20 protein-coding genes are annotated in these 21,373 nt (G+C 68.8%); 7 read left to right on the forward strand and 13 right to left on the reverse strand.

Annotated features, from left to right (window positions below; genetic code table 11):
• Positions 1-30: 30 nt before the first annotated feature.
• Entirely contained in the window at positions 31-687 is a 657-nt protein-coding gene (locus ACZ6YV_RS22705) for a hypothetical protein (protein ID WP_465511519.1), read from the reverse strand.
• Positions 687-1,295 (reverse strand): MBL fold metallo-hydrolase, encoded by a 609-nt coding sequence (locus ACZ6YV_RS22710; RefSeq protein WP_465511520.1) that lies wholly within the window; start codon positions 1,293-1,295, stop codon positions 687-689. Before ACZ6YV_RS22710 ends, ACZ6YV_RS22705 begins: the two co-directional genes overlap by 1 nt.
• 156 nt (positions 1,296-1,451) lie before the next feature.
• Between ACZ6YV_RS22710 and ACZ6YV_RS22715 the strand changes: the two genes are divergently transcribed.
• The 3 genes from ACZ6YV_RS22715 to ACZ6YV_RS22725 are packed head-to-tail and all read left to right on the forward strand — an operon-like array spanning position 1,452 to position 3,872.
• Positions 1,452-2,312 carry a peptidylprolyl isomerase gene (locus tag ACZ6YV_RS22715; protein WP_378239289.1) on the forward strand — a complete coding sequence of 287 codons (861 nt, stop codon included), beginning with the start codon at positions 1,452-1,454 and terminating at the stop codon, positions 2,310-2,312.
• Between the two features lies 1 nt (position 2,313).
• Positions 2,314-3,099: an aminotransferase class IV family protein gene (locus ACZ6YV_RS22720; protein WP_465511521.1), complete on the forward strand. Its 786-nt coding sequence runs from the start codon at positions 2,314-2,316 to the stop codon at positions 3,097-3,099.
• Between the two features lie 59 nt (positions 3,100-3,158).
• Positions 3,159-3,872, forward strand: a complete 714-nt coding sequence (locus ACZ6YV_RS22725) for a LysM peptidoglycan-binding domain-containing protein (protein WP_465511522.1) — start codon at positions 3,159-3,161, stop codon at positions 3,870-3,872.
• Positions 3,873-3,915: 43 nt separating this feature from the next.
• Here ACZ6YV_RS22725 and ACZ6YV_RS22730 read toward each other — a convergent pair whose 3' ends face one another.
• Positions 3,916-4,695 (reverse strand): enoyl-CoA hydratase/isomerase family protein, encoded by a 780-nt coding sequence (locus ACZ6YV_RS22730; protein WP_465511523.1) that lies wholly within the window; start codon positions 4,693-4,695, stop codon positions 3,916-3,918.
• Between the two features lie 60 nt (positions 4,696-4,755).
• Here ACZ6YV_RS22730 and ACZ6YV_RS22735 point away from each other — a divergent pair, with 60 nt between their 5' ends.
• Positions 4,756-6,930, forward strand: coding sequence for an NACHT domain-containing protein (locus tag ACZ6YV_RS22735; RefSeq protein ID WP_465511524.1), 2,175 nt, complete (start codon positions 4,756-4,758; stop codon positions 6,928-6,930).
• Here ACZ6YV_RS22735 and ACZ6YV_RS22740 read toward each other — a convergent pair.
• From ACZ6YV_RS22740 to ruvC, 8 genes are all read right to left on the reverse strand, one after another.
• Entirely contained in the window at positions 6,927-9,257 is a 2,331-nt protein-coding gene (locus ACZ6YV_RS22740) for a RelA/SpoT family protein (RefSeq protein WP_465511525.1), read from the reverse strand. The two genes, ACZ6YV_RS22735 and ACZ6YV_RS22740, sit on opposite strands and share 4 nt — an antisense overlap.
• Before the next feature lie 78 nt (positions 9,258-9,335).
• Entirely contained in the window at positions 9,336-9,854 is a 519-nt protein-coding gene (locus ACZ6YV_RS22745; RefSeq protein ID WP_465511526.1) for an adenine phosphoribosyltransferase, read from the reverse strand.
• A 108-nt stretch (positions 9,855-9,962) separates the two neighbouring features.
• Positions 9,963-11,171 carry a protein translocase subunit SecF gene (secF, locus tag ACZ6YV_RS22750; RefSeq protein ID WP_465511527.1) on the reverse strand — a complete coding sequence of 403 codons (1,209 nt, stop codon included), beginning with the start codon at positions 11,169-11,171 and terminating at the stop codon, positions 9,963-9,965.
• Positions 11,168-12,865, reverse strand: coding sequence for a protein translocase subunit SecD (gene secD / locus ACZ6YV_RS22755; RefSeq protein WP_465511528.1), 1,698 nt, complete (start codon positions 12,863-12,865; stop codon positions 11,168-11,170). The genes secF and secD overlap by 4 nt, the downstream gene beginning before the upstream one ends.
• A gap of 232 nt (positions 12,866-13,097) precedes the next feature.
• Positions 13,098-13,505: a preprotein translocase subunit YajC gene (gene yajC, locus ACZ6YV_RS22760; protein WP_378239299.1), complete on the reverse strand. Its 408-nt coding sequence runs from the start codon at positions 13,503-13,505 to the stop codon at positions 13,098-13,100.
• A 145-nt stretch (positions 13,506-13,650) separates the two neighbouring features.
• Complete coding sequence (ruvB, locus tag ACZ6YV_RS22765) at positions 13,651-14,727, reverse strand: Holliday junction branch migration DNA helicase RuvB (protein ID WP_465511529.1); 1,077 nt, start codon at positions 14,725-14,727, stop codon at positions 13,651-13,653.
• Positions 14,728-14,735: 8 nt separating this feature from the next.
• Entirely contained in the window at positions 14,736-15,335 is a 600-nt protein-coding gene (ruvA, locus tag ACZ6YV_RS22770; RefSeq protein ID WP_465511530.1) for a Holliday junction branch migration protein RuvA, read from the reverse strand.
• On the reverse strand, positions 15,332-15,931 hold the full coding sequence (ruvC, locus tag ACZ6YV_RS22775) for a crossover junction endodeoxyribonuclease RuvC (protein WP_465511605.1): 600 nt from the start codon (positions 15,929-15,931) through the stop codon (positions 15,332-15,334). Before ruvC ends, ruvA begins: the two co-directional genes overlap by 4 nt.
• Before the next feature lie 85 nt (positions 15,932-16,016).
• Between ruvC and ACZ6YV_RS22780 the strand changes: the two genes are divergently transcribed.
• Positions 16,017-16,463, forward strand: coding sequence for a cupin domain-containing protein (locus ACZ6YV_RS22780; protein WP_465511531.1), 447 nt, complete (start codon positions 16,017-16,019; stop codon positions 16,461-16,463).
• Between the two features lie 692 nt (positions 16,464-17,155).
• Here the strand turns inward: ACZ6YV_RS22780 and ACZ6YV_RS22785 are convergent.
• The gene (locus ACZ6YV_RS22785) at positions 17,156-18,589 is read right to left on the reverse strand and encodes a carotenoid oxygenase family protein (protein WP_465511532.1); all 1,434 of its coding nucleotides are present in this window, start codon (positions 18,587-18,589) and stop codon (positions 17,156-17,158) included.
• A 75-nt stretch (positions 18,590-18,664) separates the two neighbouring features.
• On the opposite strand from ACZ6YV_RS22785, the gene ACZ6YV_RS22790 reads away from it, so the two are divergent.
• Positions 18,665-19,363, forward strand: coding sequence for a TetR/AcrR family transcriptional regulator (locus ACZ6YV_RS22790; RefSeq protein WP_465511533.1), 699 nt, complete (start codon positions 18,665-18,667; stop codon positions 19,361-19,363).
• 97 nt (positions 19,364-19,460) lie between these two features.
• A complete protein-coding gene (locus tag ACZ6YV_RS22795) occupies positions 19,461-20,402 on the forward strand; it encodes an alpha/beta hydrolase-fold protein (protein WP_465511534.1) in 942 nt (313 codons plus the stop codon).
• Positions 20,403-20,408: 6 nt separating this feature from the next.
• Here the strand turns inward: ACZ6YV_RS22795 and ACZ6YV_RS22800 are convergent, their stop codons facing one another.
• Positions 20,409-21,329, reverse strand: a complete 921-nt coding sequence (locus ACZ6YV_RS22800) for an anti-sigma factor RsbA family regulatory protein (protein WP_465511535.1) — start codon at positions 21,327-21,329, stop codon at positions 20,409-20,411.
• Positions 21,330-21,373: the final 44 nt, after the last annotated feature.

Below are 21,373 nucleotides of genomic sequence, written 5' to 3' on the forward strand. Positions count from 1 at the left end.
CCTTTCATGACACTCGCGGGGCCTCTGCGGCTAGTCCAGCGTCGCCACGAACCGGCTGACGGCTTCCATCGTGAACCGCTGGATGTACTTCCCGGAGGGCGCCGCCGAAGCCAGCCGGTAGAGCGGCCGCTCCGCCGCAGCGTCCCCGCGTGCCTCCGACTTCAGCTGCGCCACCAGCAGTTCCGAGAACACCAGGCCGTTCGCGTCGGTGTTGTTCAGCAGCGCGTTCGCCAGCTTGCGCAGTTGCAGGATGCCGAGTTCCCGGCCGCCCGCGCCGGAGTACACGGCCAGGTCGACCTTCGCCACCTTGCGGCGTTTGCCCGCGTTGACCAGCAGGCTGACCGTCCGGGTGCCGCGCACGTCGCTGATCACCAGGTCGATGCGCTCGGCCGCGGTCAGGTCGATCCGCCGCACGCCCCAGGTCCGCACGATGAGCGTCTCGCCTTCGAGCCAGACACGGCGGCGCAGGTTGTACAACATGATGTAGACCAGCGGCAGCGCGATCACCCCGGCGACGACGAGGCCGACGATCTCACCGCCGATCAGCCCGGCGATCCCGCCGAACGCGGCCGCGAAGATCACCACCCCGGCGATGCTGGAGCAGCCGCGCCTGCGGCGGAGCTTGGGGTCGTCGTGGAACAGCGGGAGACGCTCCGGGGTCTCGGGCGTCCCTGTCGGCTCGGTCATCACACGCCCGTCCCGGCGAGGAACGGGTTGCCCGCCCGCTCCTGCCCGATCGTGGTGGCCGGGCCGTGGCCCGGCAGGACGACGGTGTCGTCGGGCAGCGTCATCACCTTGGCGCCCAGGGACCGCACGAGCTCGTCACCGTCGCCGGAGGACCGGCCGATCGAACCGGCGAACAGGCTGTCCCCGGTGAGCACGATCCGGCCGCCCTCGGCGGAGGTCAGCCCGAAGACCACCGAACCGGCGGTGTGCCCCGGTGTGCGGGACACCGTGATCTCCAGCCCGGCCAGCCTGAGCGGGCCATCGACGAGTGACACGATCCCGTCCTTCCGTTCCCCGGCGTCCGGGCCGAGGAGTGGCCGGTCCGCCTCGTGCAGGTAAAGAGGTATCCCGTGGCGCGCGCCGACCTCGGCCGCCGAGGCGACGTGGTCGGGGTGGCCGTGGGTGGCGAGCATCGCGACCGGAGTCAGCCCGTGTCCGGAAAGGGCGGCCTCGAGCGGTTCGGCGACGTCCTCTCCCGGATCGACGATCACGCACTCCCTGCCGCCCTCCGGGGCGAGCAGGTAGCAGTTGGCTTCGAGGGGGCCTGCCGGAAAACCGACAACCAGCACGAAACGCCTCCTCAGTTCTTCCGCCGAACAGGTGACAGGATGGCCCTGATCACGATCAAGTAAGCCTAGCGGCCCCTGTACGGGGGCCTCACAGGCTGTGCCCATAGACTTCCGCTACCTCAGACGTGTGACATCGAGTGGAAACGGGGAGGGCGGGTGCCGACCAACCAGCAGCGCCGCGAAGCCGCGAAGCGCAAGCTCGAGCGACAGATCGTGCGACGGACCGAGAAGGCCAAACGCCGCAAGATCGTCGGCTCGGTGGCGGTCGTCGGCGTCGTCGCGATCGTGGCAGGCGCGGTGTGGTGGATCGTCAGCAGTAGCGGCAGTGGTGACGATGCCGCCTCCGACGCTTCCCCGAGCTCGGCTCCTCCGACCCCCGAGGTCACGATCCCCTCGGAGCGCACTCCGATGCCGAAGCGGCCGACGCCGCTGGCGAACCCGGTGGCGTGCGACTACAAGGACGACGCCAGCAAGGCGGCGGCGAAGAAGGTGAACAAGCCGGAAGGCAAGGACGTCTCTTCGAACGGCACGGTGAACCTCGTGCTGAAGAGCACCGCGGGCGACATCCCGCTGACGCTGGACAGGGCACTCGCCCCGTGCGCAGTCCAGAGCTTCATCAGCCTCTCCCAGCAGGGCTACTTCAACGACACCAAGTGCCACCGGCTCGGCACCACCGGCCTGCAGATGCTGCAGTGCGGTGACCCCGAGGCCAGCGGCATGGGCGGTCCGGGCTACACGATGCCGGACGAGGCGTTCAAGGAGATCAAGTACGGCCGCGGCATCCTCGCGATGGCGAAGACGCAGCAGCCGAACTCCGGCGGAAGCCAGTTCTTCATGGTGTACGGCGAGGCCGAACTCCCCGCGGAGTACTCGGTCTTCGGCAGCATCTCCGACGAGGGCCTGAAGGTGCTCGACAAGGTCGCCAAGGCAGGCGCCAACGCCCAAGCGGGCAACGGCGACGGGACCGGCCCGCCGAACACCGAGGTCAAGTTCACCGGCGTCACGGTCAACGCCTGACGTGAAGCTGGAGATCAACGGCGCGCCCGCCCGGCCGGAAGACCTGGCGGGCGCGTTCGGCTATGGCCACTTCACCGCGATGCAGGTCCGCGACGGCAAGGTCCGCGGCCTGGACGTCCACCTGCACCGGCTCGTGACGAGCACCCGGCGGATGTTCGCCGGCGAACTCGACACCGAGGCCGTGCGCGGATACGTGAGGCAAGCCATCCAGGGCGAGGACGCGCTGTCCGTGCGGGTGCTGATCTTCTCCCGCGCGATGGACTGGTCCGATCCCGGCGCGCCCGCGGCCCCGGACGTCCTCGTCCGGACAGGGCCGCCGAAAGAACACGAACTGACGCCGCTGCGCCTGCGCTCGGTGCGTTACGAACGGGTGCTGCCGGAGGTCAAGCACGTCGGCACGTTCGGCCTGGTCCATCACTCGCGTGAGGCGATGCTGGCGGGCTACGACGACGCGCTGTTCGTCGACTACCAGGGCCGGGTCAGCGAGGCGTCGATCTGGAACGTCGGGTTCCTCGACGGCGGCACGGTCGTCTGGCCGCAGGCTCCCGTACTCGACGGGATCACCCGGCAACTGATCCGGCGCGGCTTGACGCGCCACGGGATCCCGCAGGAGACCCGCGAAGTCCGTCCGGCGGAACTGCCGGGTTTCGACGCCATGTTCCTGACCAATTCGGAGTCGGTCGGCTGGCCGGTGGCGTCGGTCGACGACGTCGTGCTGCCGTTCGCGCCGGAGACCGGCCGGATCCTGACCGAGGCGTACGAGAGCAACCCCTGGGACGAAATCTAGCTCGAACCTTCCTTCGCGCCGGCACGTGTGGTGAGTAGCCGTCCGGAAAGGAAGGACCCTTGGCCGCTCACCGGGTTCGCACCAGTTTCGCTCTCGCCGTACTGTTCGCCGGCTCCCTGGGCGGCCTCGCCCAGGCACAGGAACAGCCGTCCGGCGCGGTCGTCAAATACTTCGTGGTCCCGTTCTCGGCTGTCCCCGACGAGAACACGCTCTTCCGGATCGCGGAGCAGACCCTCGGCGCGGGGGCGCGCTACCCGGAGATCTTCCGGCTCAACCAAGGCAGGACCCGGCCGGACGGCACGACGTTCACCAATCCGGCCTCGATCCAGCCAGGGCAGGTCCTGCAACTCCCGTCCGACGCCCGAGGCGCGATCGACGGCCCGCTGCCCGCCGCTCCGGCCGCTCCCCCGCCCAGGCCTGCTCAGACAGCCATCCCGGCCGCGTCCGCGACGTCGGGGAGTCTCGTGGCGTCTCTGGCGACCGGGATCGGCGGCGCGCTGCTGGGCCTGCTCGGCGGGCTCAGGCTGCGGCGGGCGTGGGTCCGGCGCACCCTGAAGTCTCCCGAGCCCGATCCCCTCGACTTCCCGCCCAGTACCGGAACGCTCGACCTGCCCTGGCAACCCGGCGGGCATGCGTACTTCTTCCTGAGCACGGCCGACACCCAGGTGCTCGCGGCCGTCCCGACGGACGCGCGCGTCACCGTCACCGTGATGACCGCGCCGCTGCCGAAACCGCTGGTCATCGACATGCCGGACGACCGGCGGCCCCAGTGAACGATCAGCCCAGCCCCGCATTCAGAGGACGAAACGCGCGGCCTCAGCGGTAGGTGAACTTCGGCGGCCGCCGCGCGAGGAACGCGGCCACCCCCTCGGCGTAGTCCTCGCCGTGCAGGGCACCGAGCCGGATCTCGTCCACTTCGGCGTCGGACTCCTCTTGCCCCGCCACGATCTTCTCGATGATCCGGTTCATCCCGCGCACCGACGCCTGCGAACGCGAAGCCAGCGTCTGGACGAACTTCGCCGTCGAGGCCTCCAGTTCGTCGGCGGGGAAGACGTCGTTGAGCAGCCCGATCTCCCGCGCCCGCCGCGCGTCGACGAGTTCGCCTGACAGCAGGAAGTACTTCGCGTGCGCCGGGCCGACCAGGGAGACCAGCCGCCGGGTCGAGTCGAAGTGATAGACGATGCCGAGCTTCGCCGGCGTGATGCCGAAGCGTGAGCCTTCCGCGGCGAAACGGAAGTCGCACGCGACCGAGATCTGGCAGCCGCCGCCGATGCAGTTCCCCTGGATCATCGCCACCGTCGGCTTCCGCGACGCCGTCAGCGCCGCGACGGCCTCGTCGACGGCCTTGTCGTAGGTCTCGGCCGCGTCGGCGGTGGACCGGAGGTCCCGGAACTCGCTGATGTCCGCGCCCGCCGAGAAATGCGCGCCCGCGCCGGTCACCGCGAGGACCTTGATCGCCGGGTCCGCCTCCACCCGCGCCACCACGTCCGGGATCGCCGACCACATCCCGTAGGTGATCGCGTTCATCTTCTCCGGCCTGGTGAACGTCAGCCGCGCGACCTCGCCGTCACGAGTGAATTCGAACCCGTCAGTCATGTTCCGCACCCTAAGTGCGCGCCTCCACCGGAACCAGTCGGATGTGGGCAAGATGGCCTGATGGGTTCGCGATTCGACCGACGGCTATGGCCGGCCGTCGTCCTCGTCGCCGGGACGGCAGGGCTGTTCTGGCTCACCTCGTGGTTACTCGGCAAGGGCAACGACGGCGCGGGTATCGCCAACGTGCTCGCCCTGCCTGTCGCGGTCCTCGGCAGTGTGGCCGCCTTCGTCGCTCTTCGGCCGCGTCCTGAAGCCGACGACGCCAAGCTGAAGGCCAAGGCTTCGACGTTGCTCGACCAAGTCGTCACGGCCGAGGCCAGGGCGTTGCAGCAACTGCTCGGTGACACCGGACACCCCGAACCCGCCGACATCGGTTTCGCCCGCACCCACCCGGACGACGTGGAGGTCCGTTGGCGGGACGACGGCGGTCCCGAAACGGGATCCCTGAGCACGGTCACCGAGTTCTACGAGAGCCTGCAGTTCGGCAGGTTGCTCGTACTCGGTGAACCCGGCTCGGGCAAGACCGTCCTCATGGTCCGGCTGTTGCTGCACCTGGCGGAGAAGGCTCGCGCGACGACCGGCGAACGGGTCCGGGTCCCCGTCCGGCTCAGCCTTCCCGCGTTCTCGGAGGTCAAAACGGGGTCGTCCGAGATTCGCGAACGCCTCGACGTCTGGACCAGCGAGCAGCTCACCGCCGTCTACGGCGTGCCGGGATCCGCGGCCAAAGCGCTGGTCGCCGGCGGCTGGATCCTGCCGATCCTCGACGGTTTGGACGAGATGGACGCCGCGGCCGACCCGCGCCGGGCCGTCGAGGTCATCACCGCGCTGAACACCGCCGGCGGGTCGCACCGATGGCCGGTGGTCGTGGCCTGCCGGATGGAGAACTACCGGCGCATCGCCCGCAAAACGCCGTTGCAGGACGCCACAGCGGTGACCGTAAAAGCGCTCGAAGTCGGGCAGATCGTCGACTGGCTCTCGCACCGCTTCCCCGATCCGAAGCAACCGGACAGAACACAGGCCCGCTGGCGGCCGGTGCTGAACCTCGTCCGAACGCATCCGGCGGGCAGGCTCGCCAGGTTCCTCTCCTCACCGCTGAACCTCTACCTCGCGGTGAACGTCTACCGAGATCCCGTCACCGGCCCGGATCCTCGCGAACTCCGCAAGCTCACCGAGGCCGAACTGGACGACTTCCTCCATGACCGGCTCCTCCCTGCCGTGGTCGAGCACTATCCAAGCCCGGACGGCACGCGTTACCGCGCCGAAGACGTCCGCACCTGGCTGAGCACGCTCGCGAACCATCTCGCGTGGATGAGCGTCCACGGTTTCTCGGGTACGGACATCCATCTCCACGAGTTGTGGCGGACGGCCGACGACCCGGCTCTTCGGGGCCGACGCGTCCGGCTGCTGGCGGCCGCGGTCATTTCAGGACTCACCGTCCTGTTCCTGTTGCTGCTGTTCATTCGTGCGTGGTTCGTCGGCGGAAGCGACGATTTCCGTTCCCATCCAGGACGCTGGTTCATCGTCATCCCCGCGCTGCTCGGCATCGGCGCGGTCATCTTCCGATTCACGGCTACGACCTCGACGCGAGCCATGGAACGCATGGAACCCCGGCTGCTCACGACCCGCGCTGGATTCCGCAAGGTTCGCCGGACCGCCGTCACCTGGATGCTGTTGGGTGGTTTGGCCGGTATCCCGGCGGGAATCGCCGCAGGCCTGCTCTCCGGCGCCGGAGACCTGCACAGCGTGGCGCTCGGTGGCTCACTGACACTGGGAGCGATCGGTTTCGCCATGGGACTCATCGGCGGAGCGGGTGACTCGACGACCCGGCTCAAGACCGCGACCCGGCCGAGCGAACCACAGCACCAGGTCCGCACGACGGTCGCGATCCAGAGCGCCCTCACCGCGCTTCTTTTCCTCGCGCTGGGCAGCTTTCCCGGCGGCATCGTCGACGGCGCCGTCGTCGGACTGGCCGCCGGCCTCGCGCTCTTTCTCGGCGGCGGCCCGACACCCCGGCTCCGTCACGAGCTCGCCATCCGCTACTACGCCCGTCGGCACCTTCTCCCACCGCGGCCCGAGACCTTCCTCGACTGGGCTTACCGTGCGGGACTGGTCCGCCTGGCGGGTACCGCAGCCCAGTTCCGTCACCGCGAGGTCCAGCAGCGGCTCACGACGAACGGGCCGGACGACGCCGTGGACTGTCCCCGGCGTGACACTCGGGACGTCGATCTGCGCTAGGACGCCGAAGTGACCCGGTAGACGTCGTAGACGCCTTCGACACCTCGGACCACCTTCAGCACGTGGCCGAGGTGCTTCGGGTCGCCCATCTCGAACGAGAACCGGCTGACCGCGACCCTGTCCCGCGACGTCGTGACCGACGCGGACAGGATGTTGACCTTCTCGTCCGCGAGCACTTTGGTGACGTCCGAGAGCAGGCGGTGCCGATCCAGCGCCTCGACCTGGATCGCGACGAGGAAGACCGACGACGCCGACGGCGCCCACTCGACCTCGACCAGCCGCTCCGGCTGGGCTGTCAGGTCGTCGGCGTTGGTGCAGTCGGTGCGGTGCACGCTGACACCGCCGCCACGGGTGACGAAACCGAGGATCTCGTCGCCCGGCACCGGCGTGCAGCAGCGGGCGAGCTTGGCCCAGACATCGCTGGCGCCCTTCACCACGACACCGACGTCGTTCGAGCCGCGGCGGCGGGTGACCGTGGACGGTGTCGCGCGCTCGGCGAGCTCCTCTTCCGCCTCGTCGACCCCGCCGATGAGCGCGACCAGCCGCTGCACGACGTGCTTCGCGCTGGTGTGGCCCTCGCCGACGGCCGCGTACAGCGAACTGATGTCGGGGTGCCGGAGTTCGGTGGCGACGGCGCCCATCGACTCGGCGGAGACCAGCCGCTGGATCGGGAGGCCGACCTTGCGGACCTCCTTGGTGATGGCCTCCTTGCCGCCTTCGATCGCCTCGTCGCGGCGTTCCTTGGCGAACCACTGCCGGATCTTCGCGCGGGCCTTGGGCGAACCGGCGAATTGCAGCCAGTCGCGGCTCGGCCCCGCCGTCTCGGCCTTCGAGGTGAAGATCTCGATGACCTCGCCGTTCTCCAGCTTGCGCTCGAGCGCGACGAGCCTGCCGTTGACGCGGGCGCCGATGCAGCGGTGCCCGACCTCGGTGTGCACGGCGTAGGCGAAGTCGACCGGGGTCGACTCGACTGGCAGCGTGATCACGTCGCCCTTGGGCGTGAACACGAAGATCTCGCGCGAAGCGAGCTCGTAGCGCAACGACTCGAGGAAGTCACCCGGGTCCGCGGCTTCACGCTGCCAGTCGAGGAGCTGGCGCATCCACGCCATCTCGTCGACGTCCACGGCGTTCCCGCTGTGGGTGCCTTTGGTCTCCTTGTACCGCCAGTGCGCGGCGATGCCGTACTCGGCGGTGCGGTGCATCTCGTAGGTACGGATCTGGACTTCGAGGGGTTTGCCGTCCGGGCCGATCACCGTCGTGTGCAACGACTGGTAGACGCCGAAACGGGGCTGCGCGATGTAATCCTTGAACCGGCCGGGAACCGGCTGCCACAGCGCGTGGACGACACCCATCGCGGCGTAGCAGTCGCGGACGTCCTCGACCTGGATCCGCACGCCCACCAGGTCGTGGATGTCGTCGAGGTCGCGACCGCGGACGATCATCTTCTGATGGATCGAGTAGTAGTGCTTCGGCCTGCCCTCGACCTTGGCGGTGATCCGCGAGCCTTCCAGGTTGCTGGTCAGCTCGGTGATCACGGACCGCAGGTAGGTGTCGCGTGAGGGCGCGCGATCGGCGACCAGGCGGACGATCTCGTCGTACTTCTTCGGCTGCAGGATGGCGAAGGCCAGGTCCTCCAGCTCCCATTTGACCGTCGCCATGCCGAGCCGGTGCGCCAGCGGGGCGAGGACTTCCAGGGTCTCGCGGGCCTTGCGGGCCTGCTTCTCCGGCGGCAGAAAGCGCATGGTGCGCATGTTGTGCAGCCGGTCGGACAGCTTGATGACCAGCACGCGCGGGTCGCGCGCCATCGCGATGACCATCTTGCGGATGGTCTCGGCCTCGGCGGCCGTGCCGAGCTTGACCTTGTCCAGCTTGGTGACCCCGTCGACGAGCTCACCGACCTTCTCGCCGAAGTCGGCCTTCAGGCTCTCCAGCGAATAGCCGGTGTCTTCGACGGTGTCGTGCAGCAGCGCCGCGACCAGTGTCGTGGTGTCCATGCCGAGTTCGGCGAGAATGGTCGCGACGGCCAGCGGATGCGTGATGTACGGGTCGCCGGACTTGCGCCGCTGCTCGCGGTGAAGCTCTTCGGCGACGTCGTAGGCGCGCTGAAGCTGCGCGAGGTCCGCGTTCGGATGCAGCTCGCGATGGATGACGGCGAGTGGTTCGAGGACCTGCTTGACCGGCGCGGCGCGCTGAGCGGTGATCCGGCGGGCGAGACGGGCGCGGACACGGCGCGTCGCGGACGGCGTCGGCGCGGCCCCCTGTCGCGCTGCACCGTTCTGCTCGGTGCCGTCCTTCGAGGACACCGCGGCATCGAGCTCTTGGCTCACCCGCACCTCCTGCGCTTCGTGCGGCCTTCGGACGTCAAGGGTAACCGCTCCCCCTCGCGGCTCACTTGGTACGCCCGTTCAACACACCCGGAGGGCCTCCACACGACGCCCTTCAAGCACGGAACGACCACCGAGCGCTTCGAGTTCCATGACCACCGACACCCCAGTGACCTGCACCTTCGCGTCTTCCAGCAGCTTGCAGGTGGCCGCGACCGTGCCGCCGGTGGCGAGCACGTCGTCGAGGACCGCGACACGCTGGCCCGGCTCGACGACTCCTTCGGGGAGTTCGACGGTCGCCGTGCCGTATTCCAGCGTGTATCCGACCCGGCCCGCGACGCGGGGCAGCTTGCCGGGCTTGCGGATCAGCGCGACGCCGAGGCCGAGGGAGTAGCCGACGGCGGCCGCCAGCAGGAACCCGCGCGCTTCCACCCCCGCCAGCAGCTCGGCCCCGGGATCGACGGTGGCGGCCAGCGCGTCGGTGACGGCCTTGAAGCCGCCCGCGTCGGCGAACAGCGGGCTCAGGTCCCGGAACAGCACGCCGGGTTCCGGGAAGTCCGGTACGTCGGCGATCAGGTCGAGTGCCTTGTCGAGCTCCATGACTTCCTTGCTCTCAGCTTGCGTGGTGTTCGTGACCGGTCGTTATGAAGGGGACTTTCATTGCAAAATTTGCAATGAAAGTCCCCTTCATAACGCTTGAAACCGGGGTTATCGCTTGCGCTTGCCCGACGGACGCCCCTTGTGGGCCTTCTGGTTCCGAGCCGGGACGCTCGCCGCGGCGGCGTACGCCTTCTCCTTGCGGAGTTCGGCGGCGAGAGAGTCCTCGTCGGTCGGGTCGAAGTCGTCGTCGTCGCGCTCGGCGGCCTTGCGTGCCTGGCTCGCGCGCCGCGAGGCGACCCGCTCGGCCTGCTGACGGTACTTCGGATCACGCATCTTGAAGTCCACCAGCAGCGGGGTGGCCAGCGCGACCGAGGACAGCACGCCGACCACGGTGCCGGTGAGCTGCACCAGCGCGAGGTCCTGCAGCGTGCCGGAGCCGAGCAGGATGTACCCGACGACGAGCAGGCCGAGGATCGGCAACATCGCGATCAGCGCGGTGTTGAACGACCGCATCAGCGTCTGGTTCAGCGCCAGGTTGGCCGCCTCGCCGAAGGTCCGGCGGGTGAGCCCGAGCAGGCCGGTCGTGTTCTCGCGGACCTTGTCGAACACCACCACCGTGTCGTACAGCGAGAACCCGAGGATCGTCAGCAGACCGACGACCGTCGCCGGCGTGACCTCGAAGCCGATCAGCGAGTACACACCAGCCGTCACCACGATGTCGTGCAGCAGTGAGATCAGTGCCGCGGCGGCCATCCTGGTGTCGAAGTACAACGCCAGGAACAGCGTGACCGCCAGCAGGAACACCCCGAGTGCGATCAACGCCTGCCGCGAGATCTCCCCGCCCCAGGACGCGCTCACCGCGCTGTCACTGATCGCCTGGACACTCGGCTGCCCGTTGGACCCGATCGGGCCCAGCTTCTCGAACAGCGCTTCTTTGAGCTTGTTGACCTCGGACGTCTCCAACGTTTCCGAACGGAGCTGGATGGTCGAGGACCCGCCCGTTCCGACCTTCTGCGCCTCGTCGGCGGGCCTCCCGAGGGCTTCGGCGAAGACGTCCTTCGCCTGCTGCTCGGTGATCTGCCCGCTCTTGCCGTTGGCGGGCATCTGGACCTGGGTGCCACCTTCGAAGTCGATCCCGAAGTTGAACCCCTTGATCCCCATCGACGCGATGCAGACCAGGACCAGCGCGCCGAAGAAGAGATACCAGCGCTTGCGCTTGCCGACCACGTCGAACGCGCCTGTGCCCACGTAGAGGCGGCGGAAGACGCTCTCGCGCTTGCCCGCGGTGGTGGTGGTGTTGTCGTCGACCACGGTCACGCCTCCTTGACGTTCGGGCGACCGGTGGCGGGACGGGCCGCCTTGCGCTCCGAGCCCAGCTGCTGCACGGCACCGAGGCCGAGGTTCTTGGGGTTGGACAGGATCTTCGACTTCGACCTGGAGATCAACGCGACCAGCGGGTGGGTCACGAGGTAGACCACGACGAGGTCGAGAACGGTCGACATGCCGAGGGTGAACGCGAAGCCCTTGACCTCACCGACGGCCAGCCAGTACAGGATGGCCGCGGCGAGGAAGCTGACCGCGTCCGAGGCGAGGATCGTGCGCTGGGCACGGGACCAGCCGCGTGGCACCGCGGACCGGAACGACCTGCCTTCCCGGATCTCGTCTTTCAGTCGTTCGAAGTAGATGACGAACGAGTCTGCGGTGATACCGATCGCGATGATCAAACCCGCCACGCCGGCGAGGTCGAGGGTGTACCCGATCCACCGCCCCAGCAACACCAACACCGCGTAGACGAGCGAGAACGACAAGGCGAGCGACAGGATCGTCAGCACGCCGAGAAGCCGGTAATAGAACAAGCAGTAGATGAAGACGATCAGCAGGCCGATACCGCCCGCGATCAGGCCCGCCTGCAGTGAGGCGAGACCCAGCGTCGCGGAAACCGTCGTCGCGTCCGAGGACTCGAACGACAGCGGCAGCGAGCCGTACTTCAGCACGTCCGCCAGGTCCTTCGCCTCGGCCTGGCTGAACCGGCCGGTGATCTGGGTCTGACCGCCCAGGATCGCGGACTGGATGGTCGGCGCGGAGACGACCTGCGTGTCGAGGACGAACGCGGCCTGCTTCTGGACGTTCTTCGAGGTGAAGTCGCCCCAGATACGCGAACCGTCGCCCTTGAAGTTCAGGTTGACGACCCACTGGGAGTTCTGGGTGTCGTAGCCCGAGGAAGCGTCGGCGATCTCCGTTCCGGGGAGGAACTCCGGCTCCAGCAGGTACTTCATGGTGTTCTTGTCACCACAGGCGACCAGCGGCTTGTCGGTGAGGTCGTTGCCGACCAGCGGATCCGTCACCTTGGGGTCGCAGTTGAGGGCCGCGAAGGCCTTCTCGGCGGCCGCGGCCTGCTTCGCCTGGTCCGTCGAAAGCAGATCGGGGTTCTGCCGGAGGCTCCGGGCCTCCTCGATCTCCTTCTTGGTCTGCTCGTCGGAGCCGCCCTGCTGCTGCGGCGCACCGACGGCGCCACCGCCGCCGTTGGCCGGGCTGCTCGGCGGAGCGCTCGCGCCCGGGGCACCGGAGGGGGAGGGCGCCGACGAAGGCGCGCCTGAAGCCGGCGGGGTCGACGGCTGCGGGACCGGGGTCGACGGCTGCGACGTCACGACCTTCCGGAAGCCCAGCTTCGCGGTCTTGCCCAGGGTCTTGGCCTGGTCGCCCTGCTCGCCGGGGACGGTGATGACGACGTTGCTGCCGTCGAGCACGACCTCGGTGCCACCGACGCCGATACCGTTGACCCGGCGCTCGATGATCGAGCGGGCCTGTTCGAGGGACTCTCGCGGAGGGTCGCCGCCGTCGGGATTACGGGCGGACAGGGTGACCCTCGTGCCGCCTTGCAGATCGATGCCGAGTTTCGGCGTCGGCTTGCCGCCACCGGTGAAGAACACCAGGGCGTACAGCGCCACCACGATCAGGGCGAAGAAGGCGAGATAGCGTCCCGGGCGGAGATGCCCGGCCGGTGCGGCCACTGTGCTTCGGTCTCCTCGGACGGACTGGGTTTTCCCCAATGGACTTGGCTGTTCACTCGCCGGACGGGAGTCCGGTGGTACCGCGAACCTGCCTCGATGACGATGCCCGGTGAACGGGCACGACTATGACGACGGACACGCACGCAGCACCGAGACACTACTCGGTGCTGCGTGAGCCCGGCGTTGACCCCGCACCTACGAAAGTCTGGTGTCGGGGATGGCCTTACAGGCGCTACTTCTTGCCGTGCTCCAGCGGAGGAGCGATCTGCGCGCCCGCCTTCTCTTCGACGCGCTCGTCGTCCTTCGACTCGACGACCGGCGCCTCGACGACAGCCTCGGCTTCGACGGCGTCAGCGTCGTCCACGTCGGTCTCGACGACCGGCTCGACCTTCTCGCGGACGGCCTGGCGCAGCCAGGTGGTCACGACGCCCGGAGCGATCTCGAGGTCGATCGTGGTGTCGGCGGAGGCATCGGCGACAGACGCGTAGAGACCGGAGGTGGTCATCACCCGGTCACCGGGAGCAAGGCTCGAGAGCAGCTCCTGCTGCTTTGCCGCCGCCTTCTTCTGCTTACGGGTGCCCATGACGAGAGGAATCGCCACGACGGCCATCAGGAGCAGCGGCAGCAATAACTGGTTCATGATTCTCCATTTCGAGCGGACGCCGCGCGGTGCGCTGTTTTGTCCGGTTTGGCGGGGTGTGCTCTACCCGAGTGTGCCAGGTGCCAGCGGAAACTCCACCACCACCCGTCGCCACCACGGGCCTTGGACCTCGTGAACGGTCCGGTCAGTCCTGGTCGAACAGGTTCGGGCCACCCTGCTCGCCCCGTGTGGCACCGGCCGGAGCCGGCAGGCCGAGATGTTCCCACGCGGCCGCTGTGGCGACCCGGCCGCGAGGAGTGCGGGCGAGCATACCGGCGCGGACCAGGTAAGGCTCACACACTTCTTCCACCGTAGTCGGTTCTTCCCCCACCGCGACGGCCAGCGTGGACACGCCGACCGGGCCTCCGCCGAAGGACTTGACCAGCGCCGTCAGCACCGCGCGGTCGAGCCGGTCGAAGCCCAGTTCGTCGACGTCGTAAACCTTCAGCGCGGCGCGCACGACCTTGCGGGTGGCGTGCCCGTCAGCGCGAACCTCGGCGTAGTCGCGTACCCGGCGCAGCAGCCGGTTCGCGATCCGGGGTGTGCCGCGGGACCGGCGGGCGATCTCCGCGGAACCGTCGCGGTCGATCTCGATCTCCAGAATCGTGGCGGCCCTGCGCACGACGAGGTCGAGTTCGCTGTCGGTGTAGAACTCCATCTGGCCGGTGAAACCGAACCGGTCGCGCAGCGGGCCGGTCAGCGAGCCGGACCGCGTCGTGGCTCCGACCAGCGTGAACGGCGCGATCTCCAGCGGGATACTGGTGGCGCCGGGCCCCTTGCCGACGACGACGTCGACGCGGAAGTCCTCCATCGCGAGGTACAGCATTTCTTCGGCGGGCCGGGCGATCCGGTGGATCTCATCGATGAACAGGACGTCGCCGGGCGCCAGGTTGGACAGCATCGCGGCGAGGTCCCCCGCGCGTTCCAGTGCCGGCCCCGAAGTGATCCGGATGGCGGCGTTGAGTTCGGCGGCGACGATCATCGCCATACTCGTCTTGCCCAGTCCGGGCGGGCCGGAGAACAAGACATGGTCCGGCGGGACGCCCCTGCGGCGTGCACTCTCCAGGACGAGTTCGAGCTGCTCACGGACTCGTGGCTGGCCGATGAACTCGTCGAGTTTACGCGGGCGAAGCGTGGTCTCGACCTCGCCTTCGCCGGTCTGTGGCAGCGCCGAAAGCGTCTCGTCGTCGGCCTCGAAATCCGTCACGGCCTCATAGTCCATGTGGCGAGCTACCGCTTACGCCCGAGGGTGGCCAACGCGGCGCGCAGCACGGAGGACGTCGTGTGGCCGTCGCCCTCGCTGAGCACCTTGTCGACGGCCTGTTCGGCCTGCTTGGCCGGGAAACCGAGACCCGCGAGCGCCTCGACGACCTCGCCCCGCAGCACGCCGGGCGCGGTGACCACCGGCGAGCCGTCGGTCGGGCCCGCGAGCGCGGTGACCTTGTCACGCAATTCGAGCGTGAGCCGCTCGGCACCCTTGCGGCCGATTCCGGGCACCTGCGTGAGCACGGTGATGTTGCCTTCGACCAGCGCGGACCGCAGCTTGTCAGGATCGAGGACGGCCAGCGTCGCCAGCGCGAGCCGCGGGCCGATCCCGGAGACCGTCTGCAGCAGACCGAACAGTCCTCGGGCGTCGGCGTCGGCGAAACCGAACAGCGTCAAGGAATCCTCGCGGACCACGAGCGCGGTGTGCAGCATCGCCTCCTCGCCGCGGCGAAGCGTCGCGAGAGTGGCGGGTGTGGCCTGTACGGCGAGGCCTACTCCCCCGACTTCGATCACGACGTGGTCGAGACCGATGGCGAGGATTTCACCGCGTACCGAGGAGATCATCGAGCCGCTCCCTGAGTCTTTGCTTCGTTTTTCTTGGCGCGCTGTGCCGCGGCGGCGAGCCTGGCCTTGTGGTTCTTGGCGATCTCGGCCGCTCTGGCTTCGGCTTCGGCAAGCCGGACGCGCATCGGTTCGCGCCACAGATGGCAGATGGCGAGCGCGAGCGCGTCCGCGGCGTCCGCCGGATGCGGTTTGACCTCGAGGCCGAGCAGCCGCATGACCATACCGGTGACCTGCGCCTTGTCCGCGCGGCCGGAGCCCGTGACGGCGGCTTTGACCTCGCTCGGTGTGTGGAACACGACCGGCAGCCCGCGCCGGGCCGCGGCGAGCGCGACGACGCCGCCCGCCTGCGCGGTGCCCATCGCGGTGCGCACGTTGTGCTGCGCGAAGACCCGCTCCACTGCGACGGCTTCGGGCTTGTAGCGATCCATCCACTGCTCGGCGGCGTCGGAGATCCCCAGCAGGCGCACGGAAAGATCGGCGTCCGGCGGGGTCCGCACGACGTGGACGGCCACGGCGCGGACGGTGCGGCCCGTGCCGCCGTCGACCACTCCGAGCCCGCACCTGGTCAGACCGGGGTCGACCCCGAGTACCCGCACGCTTTCCTCCGCTGCTCCGACTTCTCCGGCGAACATCAGTTCGAGCCTGAGGCTACCCGGAGCCGGCTCCGGGCAAGATGAGGACATGCCGAGCCCTGACGACTTCGCCGCCCATCTGGGTCTCCAGCCGTTGCCCGTGGAGGGCGGTCGCTGGGCGCAGAGCTGGCGCGACGAGACCGCCTCCGCGATCTACTACCTGCTCGCTCCGCCGGAAACCTCGGCGCCGCACCGGCTGGACCGGCTGGAGATCTACGCCCACCACGCCGGTGCGCCGGTGCGGATGCTGCTGCTGTATCCGGACGGGCGGATCTCACGGCCGGTGCTGGGGCCGGACGTCGAGGCCGGGCAACGTCCGCAGGTGGGGGTGCCCGCCGGGGTCTGGCAGGCGTCGGTGAGTACCGGTGAGTGGAGTCTGGTCGGGACCGTGGTGGTGCCGCCTTATACGGACGACTGTGTGGAGTTTCGGTCCGCGGCTGCTTTGGTGGCGGAGTTTCCGGGGGCGGCGGAAGACCTGGCGCCCTGGCTGGAGTGAGTGCCGCGGCCTGGCGTGAGTGGCGATTCGGGCTGGAGGGATTCTGGGCGCGGACTTGCGGGCCGCCACACCTGCCCCACACGCACCAGGAGTCACACCAGCCACGTGTGAAGGGGTCCTTCACGTACTTCAAGTGGACGGGCGGCGGCACGGAGTGGGTCGAGGTGGTCGTGAGTGGCGATTCGGGTTATTGAGGGGGTAAGGCAAACCTGGCGTGTTTGTGGACGGTGTCGGTGACTCTGCGCGACACCGGGCCTGTGGCGTCGACTGTGTGGATTTTGGTGCGTTGGATGACCAGAAATCCACACAGTCCTGCCGTGACCGGACCGGTCACGACAGTCGGACAGGGAGGGCGTGTGGAAATAGGGACGTCGAGCGTCCCTATTTCCACACACCCCTCACCCTGAGTAACAACACGCGCCCTCGTCGACCCGACACCTTTGCCTTACCCCTCAAATAACCCGAAACGCCACTCACGACCCCCCTGCACCCGGCGCGCCCCGGCAGCGCCCAGCGTCGCGAAAGCCACTTTCGAGACGTCGGGTGTCCCGAAAGTGGCTTTCGCGACACCCGAAGCAGCAGACAACCGAAGCAGCAGAAGCGCGAACAGCGGGTGCCCAGCCTCATGAGCGGCAAGAAACCTCGTGAGTGGCAGGGACGGTTCTAACCGTCCCTGCCACTCACGACCCCCTTCAGCCCTCCGTGCCCACCCAGTTCCCGTGGAACCCGTTGGGCACGCGGTCCGGCAGGTGCACCGCGCCGACGGTCTCCAGCGTCCCCGCGTCCAAAATGGTCAGATCGCTCTTCTGCGTCGCGGGATCGTAGACGAAACCCATCAGCACGCCTTCGTCCTCGCCCGCGTCCACTGAGGACGGGACGAACACGAACTCCCCCACCTGGCTGCCCGCGCCGAACTCCCTCGACGCGACCGAACGCTTCCACAGGTCGTGCTTGAGCAGGGCACCCGAGGACGCCGAGCCATCCTTTGTGGACACCGAGTAGCCGAAGCGGTGCGGCCGCCCGACCAGTCGCTCGTCGACGCGTGGGAACTCCTGGCCCTGGTCGTCGAGGCGTTCCTCGACGACCTTGCCGACGGCCAGGTCGATCGTCCAGCGATCCAGGGTCGGCGGCCCCTCGGCGGGCCCGAGAAGCTCGGTGTCGAACATCTTCGGGTGCCGGACGACGTCCAGCACGATGTCGTCGCCGTCGTCGTAGGCGTTCATCGGGTGGAACACGTAGCACGGCTCGATCTCGAACCAGCGGACGTCGCCGTTGCCGCCCTCCCGCGGCATGACGCCGATCCGCGCCGGGTACCGGGGGTTCCAGCGGTACGGCAGGCCCGAGTTGCCCGAGATCCGCTGCCGCAGCTTCGCACTGAGGGGATCCGGCACCTTCACCTTGCCCACCAGCGCGGACACCACGAGCCGCGCGGGCGTGCGCAGGAACGACGGGACGGACGCGGCGACGGCCTGTTCGGTCTCGAACGTGACCGGGAGGTCGTAGAAGATGACGTACTTCTCGGTCAGGGAGAAGTCGTGCATCATCGGCGAACCGGTGACCTCGACGTCGACGGTGCGCCGCGCGCGGCCCTGTGCGTCGATCACCGAGTACTGGACCTTGTTGCCCCAGCCGAAGAAGTACGACACGGCGTGCAGTTCGCCGGTCTCCGGATCACGCTTCGGGTGGGCGGTGTAGCCGCCGGGGAGCGTGCCGTCGAAGTCGCAGGCGCCGACGGTGTCGAGTTCGTCGGTCAGTTCGAAGCTCGTCGCGCCGCCCTCGATCAGCGCGAGCGTCTTGCCGGCGTGGCCGATCACGTTCGTGTTGGCCCCCATGGAAGCGGGCCCGCCGTCCCAGTGCTCGCCGAGGTCCTGCGCGAGCCGGGGGTTGCGCACCCAGCGGTTGCGGTACCACTCGGCGCGGCCGTCGCGCAGCCGGACGCCGTGCACCATGCCGTCGCCCATGAACCAGTGGTAGGTCTCCGGGTCCACTTCGGACAGCGGGTTCGGGCCGTTCCGCAGATAGCGCCCGTCCAGGTAGTCCGGGATGTGCCCGGTGACGCGCAGTTCGGTGATCGTTTGCTCACGGCGGACGGGGGCGAAGTTGCCCTCGAGGAACTTGTTGCCCATCACTGGCCCCCTGGATCGGTGACTATAACGTGGTTATGGATACATTTATAACAGGGTTATGGGACACTGGCAAGCATGTCACCGAAACCCGCTGCCGCCGAGGTCAAGGCCAAGCTGATCGAGGCGGCGATCCGGCTCCTCTCGGACGGCGGCCCGGAGGCGCTCCAGGCCCGCAAGCTGGCCGCCGAGATCGGCGCGTCGACCATGGCCGTGTACACCCACTTCGGTGGGATGGGCGCGCTGGTGGACGAGGTCGCGCGCGAGGGATTCCGGCGGCTGTCGGCGAATCTGGGCAAGGTCGAGGAGACCGAGGACCCGGCTGCCGACCTCCTCACCCTGGCGCTGGCCTACCGGCGGACCGTGGTGGACAACCCTCAGCTCTACGCGGTCACGTTCGGCCAGAGCCAGCCCAACGGGCAGAAGGCGGCGCTGGGCGACATGACCAACGAGGAAACCCGCCAGAACGCCAGCGAAGAGGGCATCGAGGCCTTCGGCTACCTCGTCCGCGCCGCGAACCGGCTGATCGAAGCGGGCCGGTTCCGTCCCGCCCCGGAGTTCGCCGTCGCCGCCCAGCTCTGGAGCGCCGTGCACGGCTACATCACGCTGGAGGTCGCCGGTCACTTCGGCGACGGCGAGAATGGTGTGGACCACATCTTGATTCCCCTGGCCACCGCGCTCGGGGTGGGCCTCGGCGACACTTTCGAGGCCGCGACGCGGTCCGCGCGGGTCTCGGTCGACGCCTGGCGCGCGAAAGAGGGAAACATCGGCACCTGATCCGGCGATACCCCGGTCACAGGTCGGTGACACGTGCAACCTTCGAGCGAGAGCGCACGTCTGACCTGGTAGAAGATCAACGGGGGAACGGGGACGGGTGAACGACGACGACCAGGGGCACGCGACGCTGCCGGGGGTGCAAGGCGCCCGCCGTTGGCTGAGCCGTCGTTCCGTGCTGATCGCCGGCGCTTCCGGACTCGGTGTCGCGGGGCTCGCCGCCGGAACGGCCACCGGAGCCCTGCCGTTCAGCGAAGCACTTCAGCGGGCACTCGGCGTCGCTTCGCCGACCCCTGCCACCCAGCTGGGCAGCCCCCGCGTCGAACGCGTCTACTCCGAAGCCCGCGGCCGCGAGGTCGACCTCGTGCTGATGCTGCCGACCAAGGCACCGCCCAAGGGCCTGCCGATGTCGCTGATGCTGCACGGTCTCCACGGCACCGCGCGGCACGCCGCCCCGACAGGACTGCTCAAGCAACTCGGCAGCGACGTCGCCCGCAAGGCGGTGCCCCCGTTCGGGTTCGTCGCGGTCGACGGCGGCGACCACTACTGGCACGAGAACCAGCCCGGCGACAACCCGATGGCGATGCTGCTCGAAGAGGTCCCCCGCTGGCTGGCCGCGCGCGGCCTCGGCGGCCGGGACGGGCTGCCGTTCGCCGCCACCGGGCTTTCGATGGGCGGCTTCGGCGCCCTGCTCTACACCCGGCGCCGCCTGGAACGCCGTCGCCCGCCCGCCGCGGTCGCGGCGCTCGCGCCCGCCCTGATCACGTCGTGGACGGAGATGAGCAAGCGGCGCGCGTTCCGCGACGCCACCGACTGGGGCTCGCTGGACCCGTTGCGCCACATCGACGTCACCAAGAGCGTGCCGACCGGGATCTGGTGCGGGACCGAAGACCCGTTCATCGGCGGGGTGCGGAAGTTCATCTCCGAAGCGCGGCCCACGGTCGCGCACACCGCGCGCGGCAAGCACGGCGACGCCTTCAACCGGACGGTCGTGCCGAGCCTGATCGCCTTCCTCGGCAAACACGTGCCGAAGAACGCCTGACAGCGGTCAGACGCGGAAGAAGATCCTGGTCACGGTCGACCCCGGTCTGCGGTACTGCCGGACCAGGTCGGCGACCTGGTTGACCAGCACGAGGCCACGGCCGCCGATCTGGCCCGGCGAGGCGGGACGGCGGCCCGCCAGCGGATCGCTCAGCGTGCCTTCGTCGATGACCTCGCAGAGCACGTGATCCTCGTCACGCCAGACGCGGACCACGCCGTGGCCCGAACCGTGCAGCACGCTGTTGGCGGACAGCTCCGCCACGGCGAGCACGAGATCCTCCACCCTGTCCGGGGTCAGCCCGCTCTCCTCGGCCCTCTCCTGCGCGAAGTGGCGCACCGCCGCGAGCCTGGCGAGGTCGAAGCGGAACGCGTCGGCCGCCCGCGGTTCGGGCAGCGGCAGGTTGTACTTCTCGACGACAGCGTCGGGGGCGTAGCCCTCGCTCGGACGATCACCGTCGGCGCCGGACAGGGTCGGATGGGTTCGCTCGACGTCGGCGAGGACGTCGTCTTCGAGCCGGGTCCGGTCGTACGGGCACAGGATGGCGAGGTCACGGTCGCCGAAAGCGAAGTTGATCAGCGCCTCGTGCTGCGCGCACGCCGGGTACTCGATGGCCGACCGGCCGGCCCAGATCGGCTCCCCGACGATCCGGACCGGCCCCTGCCGGTTGTCCGCGAACGCGAGGAGCACGCCGGGGAGGATGCGGCCCGGGTTGCGGCCCGCTTCGGTCATGTCGATGAGTTCGACGTCGGCGGCGGAATCGCCCAAGGCCGCTTCGATCAGGGTCAGATTCCGGCCCGGGACGGCCACCGCGACAGGCTCGTCGAGTTTCAGGCCTTCGAGGATGTACGGAACCGTACCGTTCAGGTACTCGGTGTCACCGGAGTAGAGCAAGCCCACGTGGGAGAAGGGGCCCGCGGTGACTGTCACGGACTCGTCTTACCCCGTGGAAGAGGTTCTGAAACCCCGCTAAG

This window comes from Amycolatopsis sp. NPDC102522, assembly GCF_055584485.1.